Below are 12,909 nucleotides of genomic sequence, written 5' to 3'. Positions count from 1 at the left end.
GGCGTGATGGCGTGTTTAAGAGGCCGCTATGAGGGCGACAACGGCTGGAAAACCCTCTGTGACTCGCTAATGTGTTCGATCTTTGGCTGGTTTGTTAAAGACGGCCTGACGGTCATTGGTGTCAGTGAGGACTTCACCTACTTTGCCAGCGTGATGATTGGTTATCTCGGTACCAAATATTTTGGCGGCGTCATCAAAAACCTGGCTGACAGAAAAACAGGCTCGTCTTAATTCTCCTCTCACAACACAGGATTTAATCGACAATGAACTGCAACCAATTAATGACGGCGGCAAATATCAGCGCCGAATTAGCAGCGCGCTGGATAGGGCCGCTCAGCGCAGCCATGTCTGAGTTCGGTATTCTCAAGGTCACTGACCAGGCGATGTTTATTGCTCAGGCTGGCCATGAGTCATCAGGCTTCTCGCGTCTGGTAGAAAATCTGAACTACTCACCAGAGGGGCTACTAAAAGTTTTCCCTAAATATTTCAATGCAGAAAAGGCAGAGAAGTATGGACGCACAATTAAGCACTCTGCAGATCAGCGTGCGATAGCCAACATCGTATATGGCCAGCGCATGGGAAACACAAAACCGGACGATGGCTGGATCTACCGCGCCCGAGGCCTAATCGGTATAACCTTCGCCTCGAACTACCGCGCATGCGGTGATGCGCTGGGCCTCGACTTACTTCTGGTGCCAACCCTGCTTGAGCAGGACGAATACGCTGCTCGCTCAGCTGCATGGTTCTTCACGTCCAAAGGTTGCCTCAATTACAGCGGGAATGTCAGCAGAGTAACCAACATCATCAATAGCGGTAACAATGGCCTAAAAGACCGACGTGTGCGTTACAAGAAAGCGCTGGCAGTTCTGGACGGTGCTTAACGTCTTGTCGAGCTGTAAGCGGCTAGTGGTACTGGTGCTGGTGGCTGGAGTTATGTGGAAAGTTTATAACGCGGGCTATTCCACAGCGGATGCGAAATGGCAGCAACAATGGCTTCAGCGCGATTTAGCTGACATTACATCAAGCTTCCAACTCGAGATTAAAGAGCGCGCCCGTGAGCAACGCTATCAGCGCGCAGTTGAGCAGGAACGGGAAAGAGCCAATGAAGAACTGGCAAAAATTAAGCGTGATCGTGATGCTGCAGGCAGGGCTGCTGTCGGGCTGCGTAAACAACTCAAAGCCATCCAGCGTCAGTTTGCCGACAGTGAGACAAGCCGCCTTACCGCCTTTGCCACAGGAAGCGCGTCAACAGCAGAGGTCACCATATTGCTTGCCGAGCTGCTTAGCGAAGCTGACGGCCTGGCGGGAAAATTCGCTGAAGAAGCTGACAAAAATTTTGCAGCCGGAACTTCATGTGAAAGAAATTTCAACAAAGTGAAGTTATAACAATGAAAAATTGAAAATTCATTTTATTGATTTAAGAATATATAATTGAAAAAGGTGGCCTTAAAAGAATAATAATTCTTCATATTTTAAACTAACAGTATAAACCATTTATTATCATTTGGATATGTCAAGATTATTTAATTTAAATCTGCTTTGAATTACCCTGTTATGGTTAATTAATTTTACCATTTGGGTGGGCGATGAGCGATACAGAGAATAATTCAGATGCTAATTTTATTTCCCCAATAGCAGATATTGTTACTGGAATACCTGAGCCGGTACGTAAGCCTTTACTCAAGGCTCTAGGAGACTTGGTAGGTAACATTGTTGATGTCCCTAATGCTATGCTTCAACAAGTCGCGCAAGGAATTAGAGATACCACCATTGCCAGAAGCAAAGCAGCCAAAGTCATTTCAGAGGCTAGCTCGAAAGAAGCCTTGGAAAATTCAGAAGTGATGAAAGCCGCTGGGAATGTCTTTTTACCTACAAATCTTCGTAAGGAAAAAAATAAATTAATTGTTGCGCAAAAAGCCAAGCGGTTTTTACTGGAAGATCCAGAATTATATACTTCTGAAAAAACCGCAGAGCCTGAAGATGATTGGATGAACTACTTTTCACGGTTCGCGGAAGATGCTTCTTCAGAAGATTTACAAAATCTGTTTGCTCGAATCTTGTCCGGGCAGATTTTGCGGCCAAAATCATTTAGCCGGTCAACTCTTAGAACTGTTAGCGAACTTGATCAAGATATTGCTAACGATTTTCTAAGTGCGTGGAGTTTAAGTGTAGGTGGGGCTGTTGATTACTCGCCATTTTGGCAGATTGGTGATGGTTATCACTTAAGGCAAAGATTAGTTGAAGCTGGATTGATGTATCCTAATGAGTCAAGTCAATACTTGCCAAGTGATGAAAAAAAAATGGAATTGTTAGGAACACAATTATTCATATGGTCTCCCATTGAACAAGATGATGCACATTTAAACGTCTTTTATGATCAAACTTGTCAAATGTCTTGGAAAAGTATCGAATTTACACGTATAGGCAAAGAAATAGGAAGTATTCTACCTAAACCAGATTACGATAATAACATCTTGAACGCAGGAAAAAGCTTGATTGGCGTTGGGGTACACAGAGTAGATTTTGTAAAAGCTGATCAACTCCATAATATATGGTCAGATGGAACATTTGGTTAATTCTCAAAGTGAATTTTTCGATAAAAACCGCCATTGGCGGTTTTTTTGCACTAATTAAAACGATGATCATAAAATTCGAAAGGTACTTCTAACAATTATGTCTACCGCGGGGGCGTGGACGCGCGGGAAAAGGCTGGTTTTTTGCATTTTATCGGCATCATCATCATCCCTTTAACTCATTGATTATCTGGCGTTCAAAAACTGCCGGATGTCGAAATGTATTTTTTTTTGTTCACCATCATGGACCATGAACTGAAAAACCTGTGCCTCAACATTAACCAGTTAGCGGCATGCACCGATACGCATCTGCAATTAAAAATTGTATTTTTTATGTATTGTCATCATCGGAAAAACTCTAAAAATGATTTAGCAGCCAATCAAATTACTGTTTTTTATGAGTTTTTTCATTAAGAGCCTTATTAGGTAATTGATCTGATGGGAAGGGAGGTATTTAGTCTCTTTGCTAATCAATTTATATCTGGGAGAATTTAATTCTAATAAATTGAGAAATTATGATATTTTTCTGCTAAATAGTTTTATATCAAATTTTTTTACAAAAGTATTAATTCAATACTATTTTTTGGTAGATTTAGATTAATATTCTGATATTTTTTTAAATATAAGAAATTAAAAGTGCTTGAAAAAATCAAACGGTAAAGATGAATTTGATGAGTATTATAAATAATGTTATAGTTTTTATCGAACATGGTAATAAAGCAGAGTTTTCCAAGAATAATTTTAATAATGATAGAGGTATTATGTCGATAATGATAGATGAAGTTACTCGATTTTGTAAAGACGTGCGTGTGATTCTGGAAGAAACTGATAAAAATGTACACTACTTCAATGCTAGTTTTGCAGTATCTTCTTTCCCTTCGGGTTGCTGTGGAGACACCTCTAGAGTTCTTGCTTATTTACTGTGTCAACAGTTCGATGTTATTACACAAGTCGTTTCTGGAAAATACTATGAAGATGAGCATGAAGGAGTTGAATGCGGTCTATCAAATGGAAATTCACATGCTTGGGTTCAACTGGGGGAATATATCATTGATTTGACTGCGGATCAGTTCCAAGATCGCGGTTTTGATAATCCTTCAGTAATGATCACAACAAGCTCCATTTTTCATGATTTTTTTACTAACAAAAAAACCGAACTTGAACTGGGAAAAATAAAAAAAACCACTATTGATCCTGAGCTTATGTTTACAGTAATTGAGGTGCAGAGCTCGCTAAGTAAAAGAGGTTGGAATAAGTAATTTTGTGGCCTTCAATAGCTAATAATATGCGTGATACCGCACCTGATTAACGCCGGGGTTTTGAAGGATCTTAATGAGAACCTTCGTCCTTTAATATGATCTATATTTCATAGGAAATATATTTATCCTTCAGGTAGGGTGAAAAATCATAAAGATAATCTCTCAAGTTGAGATGTAACATATCAATTGTCAGAAATTCAACACATGAAACTAAGTTATCAAAACTCAAAATATGCGTAGTTGAATCAGATAGTTACTGAATTCATGAAACTTCAAATCTGGCGGCTGAGTTATTGATTTATAATATGGAAATCAAGTGGTTATAGTTTTATTGAGTGTGTAATGCTGCGTCATATGGAATGGTTCGAAGCCGCAGACCTGATTGTTAAAGGCATGGAAGGCGCAATCGCTGCCAAGACCGTGACCTATGACTTCGAACGTCTGATGGATGGCGCTAAACTGCTGAAATGTTCAGAGTTTGGTGACGCGATTATCGCGAATATGTAATACCAGCCTTGCCTGATCCAGCCAGCATAGATCTCAATTTATGCTGGCTTTTTTATTTCCTGCATGCCCCTGCAAAGCGCAGATTACGCCGTCCGGTACTGGCAGGAAACAGGCGTATCACACCGGGACGCACCGCCATTCTCTCGTGATGCTTCCAGTCTTTACCTGACCTTCGTTCGCCAATGCTTCTGACCGGGTGCGGACAACCTGGCTGTGGGCGTAAACCTGCAAAGGTTAGCGAAAACCGTTTTTGTCACGCATTTTTCGTGGTTTATAACAGCGCGGCCGTCCTCGTGTGGCACCGGAAGCCATCTGGCCGGGTGACGAACTGTAACCTGTAACGTCGCTATAAACCGCGGTCAGCGGCGGGCGCTGACTTCGCCCTTAGGCTTTTATGCTATATACTGCTCCCGCAGTTTTCCGCCAGTCTGCGTGACCAGGAAGTGTACGCCAGTCCACTTAACACCACGCGGAACAGGATTTCCAGTGGTACACAGTAAGGATTATAAGGCGTCAGTCAGGACTACGTATGAGTAAAATCGCAAAACAAAAAGCCGCCAGATTATTCCTGTCATTATGGAAATTGACGGGTTATCGCGTCAAAAAAATTGCCCGTTTTTCTGAGCAACATAACCTCAAAAGCATCGCAATTATCTCGAACACGGCCCTTGGCGATTTTATGTTTAATACGCCCGCGATTGGCGCAATAAAAAATCGCTGGCCTGATGCCAAAATCGTTATGGTAATCCAGCCACGTAATCTTGCGCTGGTAGAAAAAAGCCCGCTGATTGACAACATTTTATACTGGGACGGTAAAGTCGGCGGCATGATGAAACTGGTCAAAGCGTTACGCAAAGAGCAGGTTGAGGCAACCTTTATCCTGCACTCGCGCGCACCCTATGACATTGTTGCCGCCTCGTTGGCAGGGTCTGACTACATATTAAAAGATGTCTATTATGCGGATTACCAGGGGCAAGACAACTTTATTCTGGAAAGCTGCCTGTCCGCGTTTTATGACAACCGGAAGCAAGGCAATATTCATCTTATTCGCCAGAAAAAAGATATGTTAAGTTCTGTCGGTATTACAATGCCGTCAGAAGACATGTTTATTCCGGCGCCTTACAAACGTCAGAGTCATAGCTCACCGGTTGTGGGTATCCATGCTGGCGCATCGAGTTTAGAACGATGCTGGCCTGACCGCTTTTATTCACAACTCATCGACATGTTACTTTCCCGTCATGCCGATCTGACCATTGAACTCGTGGGGGCGCCGGGTGAAAAGGCCCTGAATCAACGCATCATTGAAGGCATGAAGATGCCCAGTGAACGGGTAAAAAACGTGGCAGGTACCACAAACCTCATTCAACTGGCGGAAAAGATCAGCGGCTTTAAAACCCTGGTGGTGGGCGATACGGGTCCCTTGCATCTTGCCGTAGCAGTGCAGACGCCGACTGTGGCATTGTTCAGCGATCAGAATGCGATTGATGGTGCTGCGCCTGTTCAGGACAGCGCGATTCATCAGGTGTTGTCCCCGGCAGATGAGTCTGATGGGGTAAAAGGGATAAGCAGTGTTGAGGTCTGCAACGCCGTAGAGCGCAATCTGGTCTGTCAGGACACCGCATTGTTACGTTAATATTGTCCGGGCGCTGAACGTACGCCCGGACAATATTGTCTTTGTTTTACTGCTTAACCTGACGCAGTCTGAGGTTCAATACTGGACTGATAGCGGGACGCATTCCCCTGATCATCAATGACTTCATAGTGAATATTATCACCAGCGTGAAGCCCGGCCTTTACCGGTATCGTAATTGATGAAAAGGGGGCAATCATAATGTCTTTCAGCACTTCGTTGGCTACCTCAGCATTCATGCTGGTAAACCATGGCGCGGGATTCATGATTCTCAGCGCCCGATCATGCTGAATAAAGCGTAATTTTTGTGCGTCTTTCGTCTGAGGGGCGCTAAGTCCTGCGGGGCGGACAAACACCTTGAGACGTAGACGCAAGGGTAATACGACTTTTCGGGCAGCGTTGCCTGACGTCCTGGTCAACGCCGGGATCTGATAAATATTCAGCCAGTACAGGTTCTCTTTATCGGTATTCAGGCCCGTTCGGGATGTCAGCATTAGCCGCAACGAACGCATCTCGCCCGGCATCATTTTCAATACCGGTGGTACGACCATCACAGGTGTTTTACTTTTATCGGGCGACAGATGGATATCACCTTCATCCGTCCAGATTTGCACAATGGCAGGGCTTTCTGCCTTGTTTATCAGGTTGACGGATTGTGCAGTGTCCCCAGCGTTAAAAACAATCCGTGTTTTATCGATATTCACGGCGGCCAGATTGACGCCTGGTAGCATAAACATCGACAGCAGCATGAATCTACTGAAAACTAACAACGACCTGTAACTGAGCATTGACGGTTCCTGCAGTAGTGATCTGTCCGGGAATGGCTTCAAGCGAGGCGGTGAAGTCTCCTTGATAGGTTTCACCATGACTTGAGGAAACCAGTGAGGTTAAGTCTTTATAGGCATACCATCCACGACTGTTTCCTGAGCCGGTGCTGGTAAAATCCGGTAATAAATTCATGGCTGTTCCATTGCTGTTATAGATTTTAATTCCCACACCTGACGCAACGTCGCTATTGCCATACCGGGTGTCCAGTAGCCAGGTTAAGCCGCCGCCGCTGGTCGCCAGGCCAAGGCTGTTCGCCTTTGCCACGGCATTGGGTTGATTGACCAGAAAGCCCATGGCGACATTCGCTGCGCTGCTGGTTGACGCATTGATGCTGGAAATCGCGCCCGATTCGCACTGAAGCGCGACAGAAAAGGGCGCCTGGCTGCTACCGCCTGCGGCCAGCGTGGCGGTGCTGACGGTAGGAAGCAATACGACGGAAGGGTAATCTTTCACTTCACAGATTGCACCGCGGACATAGGTGACGTAGCTCCAGGTACTCCAGCCGCCAGGCCAGTTGTGATGAAATCCATTCCAGACAGTGCTACTGTCTTTGCCTTCATCAAGGTTATTTGTATCTAACCCTGGTCCTTTAAAAGCGATATATCCCCGTGGTTGTGCATGGCCATCGACGTAACGATTAGCGCTGTTTACGTAATAGCTGGTAGAGTCAATTTTAAACATCTCATAAAGCACATTACTGAAAGCGCTGGCGGGGATATAAATATACTGTCCATCGGAATACCAGTCATCAGCGGTAAGTTTACGGCTCTTCCAGTAACGGCTGTAATATTCTCCTGTGGCAAGATTAGTCAGGCGAACGGCAACATTTTTCACATAGTCATAATAAGCACCGTCGACTTCGCTGGTGCTGTTTTTCCCGGCAAAAGGTGAATCACCGTTAGTGGCGTACATTTCATACAGCTTATCGGCATCGGCCTGCGCGCACCGATAAAGAATCTGATTCGGCGTGTAGGCTTTGTTAGTGGATGCTGTCAGAAAATTACCCACTGAACTCGCCAGCAGCGTACCTGAGGGTTGAAATGTATTGCCCGTGTTGATGCTGATGATCGACGGCAGGCCCACATTGCCTGAGCAGGTATCGCAGGCACCTGACCACGAACTTGCCGTGTAACCTGCCTCCTTCGCCTCCGTTGAAAGTGAAGATGCGCTCGTTACCTTGCTGCAGTTTGCCAGCAGCGGCAGCGGCGTTGCGCACAGCATTGCGATGAAGAAAAAAGATCGATGTAAAGACACTGCATCACTCCTTGCTACACAGGCTGTCGAGGTGGATGATTTGGCTGTCAAACTGGCCGGTAATCTGATAATTAACCCGGCAGCGCTGCGGCCCGTTGTTATTCCAGCTTACGCGCAGCACCCCCGAGTCATGAGGCACGCGCGCGTATAGCTGCCCCCCCTGGCCAACCACGCCGATTACCGTATTCTCTGCGTCACGGACCTCAGCGCCCATGGGCGGCATCTCACCGTTGGCTGTCTTCAGATTGATGAGGACCGCTTTGCCTTTGAGCGTGGCGAAATGCACCTGCACCACCGCACCGGCATAAGGCACCACGCGTTGACTTCCACCGCTCAGTTCCGCGTCAGCCTGCATGTTGAGTGTGTCCAGACTGACGGTGTTTTCGCGATAGGAGGTCAGAGAAGGTAAAATGGCATAGCCGAACGCATCCACAACAGCACCCTGACCATTACGCACTGTCGCGCCTTGCGCGCCCTCGGCTTTTATTAACGCAAACGTATCACTGGTATAGGGGCCCACCGTCACCCCACCGCGATGCACAACCAGGGTGCCTGACGAGCCTAATCCGACCTGGCGATAACTCTCGGCCTGCCCATAACTGGCGCGTACCGCGCCCAGTCGGGTATTTTGTTGCAGATTGCCACCGAAACTCAGGGCACGATTGCGCTGCCCATCCCGGTTCTGATCGAGGCCAGAGTAGAGTGAATAAGATAAGTCACGGTTATCGCCTGCCGTTCCCGACAGCGACAAGGATGTGTTGCGATTTTGACTGGACTGGTTAACGTTATAAGCGACTGACGAGAGGCTTTTACCCCAGTCAAGCGGAATGGATACGTTGAGTGAAAAGGTATTTTCGGTGTATTTTTGCTGGCGGCTGTCATCCTGCTCTAGGGAAAAACCTGAATCATATCGGTTGTTATACCAGACCGTACGCTGACGACCTATGTTGATACCGTAGCTGATAGTTTTCCAGGTGTTGCTATAGCCAAGTTGCAATTGCGTGATGCGCGACTGGTTATTGTAATAATCAGCAGTACTGGCACTCAAACTGATCAAACCGAATCTGTCCATGGACTGACTCAGTGTGGCAGTCAAACGGTTACGCTGATTTAATGAATCAGAATAATACTGAATGCCTGCGTCTTGCTGACGTCTCACGCCCAGAACATCCTGCAAATCACGGAACCCACTCGTTGAATACCGGTAGGCAGCCAGAACCAGGTTGGTGCCGGTGTCAAACGTCTTGCTGTAGTTGATCTCCGCACGCCAGCCTGACGCTGTTTTGTTCTGTTCAACCCGCGCATGTGAAAAGGTGCTGTTCATTCCCAGTGCGCCGACCTCTGTTGCCAGCACGCCACCTAACAGCCACGCCTGATAATCGTTTGCCTGCCTGGTACCCGCCGTCGCCGTCAGGCGATTACTGATGCCCCGTTGCAGAATGCCCTCAAAAAAGGTGTTATTGACACGGTAATATTGGCGAACCCGTCCCAGCGCCAGCGAGTACTGCCAGTTGCCCGGGCGCACAGAGTCTGGAACGGAAGCATAAGGAACGGTAAAGGTCGAACGCTTACCGTTAGCTTCAATGACCTCAACAGCGAGGTCACCCTGATTGCGCGTGTTGTACAAGTCATCAATGACAAAAGGGCCTGGTGGCACTGTGGTTTCATAGATCACTTTATCCAGTTGTTTAATGACAACCCGCGCGCTGGAGGTTGCCACGCCCCTGACTTCAGGGGCATAACCCCGCCTGCCTTGTGGCCACATCCGTGGGTCGGTAGACAATTTAATCCCGTTAAAAGCCAGGCTGCCAAACAGGGAACTGTCGGTGGCATTGTCACCTAAAGACAGTATGCTGTTAATCTGTTCCAGCGGGCGTTGTACCCAGCTTTTCACGGTGTTGTAACGGTATCGACTGCCGCCTGCACTGTCATTGAGATAGCGCGCATTACCCTGATGACGGAACTGCCACTTCATCAGATTGGTACCCGCGGTGATCCCACTCCATAAATATTGATAGCGATAATCAGACGTACGGTTTTCGGTCCAGGTGTAATTGGTGTTGTGCCGTAAAAATACTGCACTAATACCTTCTTCCCATTCAGATGTAGGGATGTAACCTCTCGGCTTCTTATCGAGGCTTGAGTTTGGGATCGTGAGCTGTAATTGCAGTGACGCAGGGTCAAATTGCCAATGACCGTCTGATGACCAGTAACCCAGTGGATGACACTGCTCTTCAGGTTCAGGCGTGGGTGGCACTTTTAGCTGCAGCAAGGCAACAACCTTTGACGGAAGGCAAGGTTCCGCATCCTGTTGGAGGTCAGACTGGATAAACGCGATTTTGACACCGGATGTAACCCGTTTATTATTGAGATAAATATCGACCAGATAATTGCCAGCAGGCGTGGCGTTCTGGTTAAATTGTTCAATGTTCTGTCCAAATGCCGAGCCTTTAAACAGGCTTGAGTCAAAATAATAATCTTCGCAGTAAGCATGCTGAGAAAAGGAAATCGAAATGGTGAATGCAATTAATCTTGAGTTAATTAATTTCAACCTTATAGTTTTCACTTATTCTGGCTCCCTGATCGTTAACTGCAGCAACGGAGACAATGTTTACGCCCTGTAAACGTTTTTTATCCGCACTGAACCAAAAAGTTTTTTTGCTAAAAGGCGGAATCATATCAGCATCGGAATGCAGGTCTTGATTTGCCACCTTAAATGAAATGTCGAGTAATGAAGCATGCCAGGGTTGAGGGTTATTGATTTCAATGCCCAGCCCTTTATGATTATCGTGAACGATTTTAAGCGAGATATTCTTTAATATGTTATTCGGGTTTCCCACTGAAACAGGACGGTAAAAGATTTTAAGGCGGTTTCGTAACATGACCATCATGGCATTTTGATTATTTTCATTTTTCAGATTCGCAGGGGGGATCTGCAATGTGTTAAACCAAAAGACAGACTCCCGATCCTGAGGGAGAGGCAGGCTACCGTTGAATATAATTCGTGCAATTTGGCCAGTCTTGGGCTGTATACGAAAAACGGGTGGTGTCACAATAAAGGGCGTTTGACTGCTTTGCTCAGGTTGAGAATTGGCATCGCCGTTATCAAACCAGGCCTGAATAACATAGGGGATATCACCGTTGTTTTTTAACTGCACATCAACGGTTTTGGCATTGGCAGGGTAAATGACACGGCTACCAAGAATAGTCACGTTCGCTCTGGCGTTATTTACTGCAAGTAAGAACAGGAAAGTAATGAAAAATAATTTTAGCGCAAACACCAGCCAGCGGTTTTCCATATTTGATTCCTCAAAAAAAACGTGCGCCCCATAATAACCGTGGCGCACCCGAACAGAACTAACGGTAAGTTATGGCATACTGAATGGAGGCAGCGACCGTACCGGATGTTGCCACCCCGGTTGAAAAGTATTGCGCGCCATAGGTCGCTGACTTTTCAGTCTCATTCGCGGATAAACTTAAGTCGCCGCTACCGGTAAAGCCCCCCGTCAGGTTGATTACCGTACCCGCCGTATCCAGCATCTGAATCTCAACATTTTCAGCCGACCCGGTGTTCGTCAGGTTACCTGCTGCGCTCACGTTATTGCCCACGAATACCGTTGAGATTTGGGTGGTGGTCGCTGAACCGCTGCAGCCTGTCAGACCGACGGTAAAGTCAGTTTTACCTGCCGTCATACCACTGGTATCTAAATCCGCTTTACTTACGGTAGGAAGCAGTACAACGGGTGAACTCTCATTGCCGTTAATGGCAACTGAACAGGTTTCATCAGAGACTTCGCCCTGAAAATTAATGGTATTAGCAGAATCTGCTTGTGCATATCCTGACAGCAGAAAGGCACTCACAATCAGAGACAAGCTAAATTTATTGGTGTGATAAGTCATTTTATCTTCCTTTATGATCAATTAACTGGAAAGTAACTGATTAAGATTGATTCCAGTTTTCCTTCTGACAGCGTCTTTAATGATGTAAACCTTCTTAAGGCCAAGTTTCATCTCGCTGGAAATTTCACCCAGCGAATGGCCATAATTGGCAAGGTCCAAAAATTTAACTTCTTCCAGCGTCAAGGCGTTGACGCGTTTCCTTTCACCTCCTTTTAATCCGTAATAACAGGCATTAACCGCTTTTTTAATATCCTCAATTTTACCGTCCGCATAAATCACAGTATTTATCGTGGGTTCCTGTCTCCGCCAAAATGACGCCAGAGATTCCATTCGGCGATCGCTGATGATAATAATGGCAAGGCCGGTCCCTCGCAGATAATCCATCCAGTTTTTGCTGGTAAAATAACGGAGGTTATGAATCGAAAAGTCAACAAATATGCATCCTCTGCAGAACAGGCTTTCGTATCGTCCGGCGACCAACGACAAAACGCCTTTTATCAAAAAATGATTGTTGCCTGGCCATACGGCAATCTTTTGAATTGGGCATCGTAATATCTCTTCCTGAGTATTGCTCGTCAGTTGGCAACAATATTTACAACTTGAGCAGCGAACATCCTCTTTGGTTATCCTTCTCATCAGCCGATTTCTACCGCTTGTTAAGAAAGTTGACCTATCATAACAGTGGGTTTCCTTTTCCTTCAACGGGTTAAAAGAAAGATCGGCTTCTTTAACCAAGAAAATTCTGATGTCGGTTACGCACAATTGTGATGCTTCATTAAGCGGTAATCTTCCTGAGAATGTTAAAATTACGATGATTAAATGATTATCTTGTACAGTTTCCATATTAAGAATATTTACGGTCGCCCAGGATTATTCCCGTCCTCAAGGGAAAAGGATCAATAAAAAAACAGCACAAAATGATAAATTCTGCGTCATTTATTAAAAATTTAAGGTTTAT

The 12,909-nt window shown here is 45.8% G+C and carries 12 protein-coding genes and 1 pseudogene; 7 read left to right on the top strand and 6 right to left on the bottom strand.

The features are described 5' to 3' along the window. Positions 1 to 6: 6 nt before the first annotated feature. The 7 genes and pseudogenes from NXS97_RS05005 to NXS97_RS04975 all read left to right on the top strand — a co-directional run bounded on the left by NXS97_RS05005 (position 7) and on the right by NXS97_RS04975 (position 5,972). Positions 7 to 231, top strand: coding sequence for a phage holin, lambda family (locus tag NXS97_RS05005; RefSeq protein WP_116219652.1), 225 nt, complete (start codon positions 7 to 9; stop codon positions 229 to 231). 32 nt (positions 232 to 263) lie between these two features. Continuing rightward, positions 264 to 881 carry a glycoside hydrolase family 19 protein gene (locus tag NXS97_RS05000; protein WP_116219653.1) on the top strand — a complete coding sequence of 206 codons (618 nt, stop codon included), beginning with the start codon at positions 264 to 266 and terminating at the stop codon, positions 879 to 881. A gap of 25 nt (positions 882 to 906) precedes the next feature. Further along, positions 907 to 1,386: a DUF2514 domain-containing protein gene (locus NXS97_RS04995; protein WP_258873263.1), complete on the top strand. Its 480-nt coding sequence runs from the start codon at positions 907 to 909 to the stop codon at positions 1,384 to 1,386. A 200-nt stretch (positions 1,387 to 1,586) separates the two neighbouring features. Then, positions 1,587 to 2,576: a DUF2806 domain-containing protein gene (locus NXS97_RS04990; protein ID WP_116219655.1), complete on the top strand. Its 990-nt coding sequence runs from the start codon at positions 1,587 to 1,589 to the stop codon at positions 2,574 to 2,576. 668 nt (positions 2,577 to 3,244) lie between these two features. Continuing rightward, on the top strand, positions 3,245 to 3,832 hold the full coding sequence (locus NXS97_RS04985; protein ID WP_147301581.1) for a hypothetical protein: 588 nt from the start codon (positions 3,245 to 3,247) through the stop codon (positions 3,830 to 3,832). Positions 3,833 to 4,171: 339 nt separating this feature from the next. Further along, a pseudogene (locus NXS97_RS04980) lies at positions 4,172 to 4,339 on the top strand (isocitrate/isopropylmalate family dehydrogenase); the annotation flags it as partial. Positions 4,340 to 4,868: 529 nt separating this feature from the next. After that, positions 4,869 to 5,972, top strand: coding sequence for a glycosyltransferase family 9 protein (locus NXS97_RS04975; protein WP_029568649.1), 1,104 nt, complete (start codon positions 4,869 to 4,871; stop codon positions 5,970 to 5,972). 53 nt (positions 5,973 to 6,025) lie between these two features. Here the strand turns inward: NXS97_RS04975 and NXS97_RS04970 are convergent, their stop codons facing one another. Genes NXS97_RS04970 through NXS97_RS04945 form a run of 6 tightly spaced genes read right to left on the bottom strand, consistent with a single transcriptional unit; the run spans position 6,026 to position 12,794 of the window. Continuing rightward, positions 6,026 to 6,757: a fimbrial assembly chaperone gene (locus tag NXS97_RS04970; RefSeq protein WP_041457568.1), complete on the bottom strand. Its 732-nt coding sequence runs from the start codon at positions 6,755 to 6,757 to the stop codon at positions 6,026 to 6,028. Then, positions 6,723 to 8,018 (bottom strand): fimbrial usher protein StbD, encoded by a 1,296-nt coding sequence (gene stbD, locus NXS97_RS04965; protein WP_246874105.1) that lies wholly within the window; start codon positions 8,016 to 8,018, stop codon positions 6,723 to 6,725. Before stbD ends, NXS97_RS04970 begins: the two co-directional genes overlap by 35 nt. Before the next feature lie 37 nt (positions 8,019 to 8,055). Further along, positions 8,056 to 10,617: a fimbrial outer membrane usher protein gene (locus NXS97_RS04960; RefSeq protein ID WP_116219660.1), complete on the bottom strand. Its 2,562-nt coding sequence runs from the start codon at positions 10,615 to 10,617 to the stop codon at positions 8,056 to 8,058. Further along, positions 10,589 to 11,350 carry a fimbria/pilus periplasmic chaperone gene (locus NXS97_RS04955; RefSeq protein WP_116219661.1) on the bottom strand — a complete coding sequence of 254 codons (762 nt, stop codon included), beginning with the start codon at positions 11,348 to 11,350 and terminating at the stop codon, positions 10,589 to 10,591. The genes NXS97_RS04960 and NXS97_RS04955 overlap by 29 nt, the downstream gene beginning before the upstream one ends. 58 nt (positions 11,351 to 11,408) lie before the next feature. Beyond that, complete coding sequence (locus NXS97_RS04950) at positions 11,409 to 11,951, bottom strand: fimbrial protein (RefSeq protein WP_078828598.1); 543 nt, start codon at positions 11,949 to 11,951, stop codon at positions 11,409 to 11,411. 21 nt (positions 11,952 to 11,972) lie between these two features. Continuing rightward, entirely contained in the window at positions 11,973 to 12,794 is an 822-nt protein-coding gene (locus NXS97_RS04945) for a hypothetical protein (RefSeq protein ID WP_078828599.1), read from the bottom strand. Positions 12,795 to 12,909 lie beyond the last annotated feature (115 nt).

Source organism: Pantoea sp. B623, assembly GCF_024814475.1.
In the GTDB taxonomy this organism is placed as follows: domain Bacteria; phylum Pseudomonadota; class Gammaproteobacteria; order Enterobacterales; family Enterobacteriaceae; genus Pantoea; species Pantoea ananatis.
The sequence above is the reverse complement of the archived record's forward strand: the minus strand, read 5'-3'. Positions and strand labels throughout refer to the sequence as shown.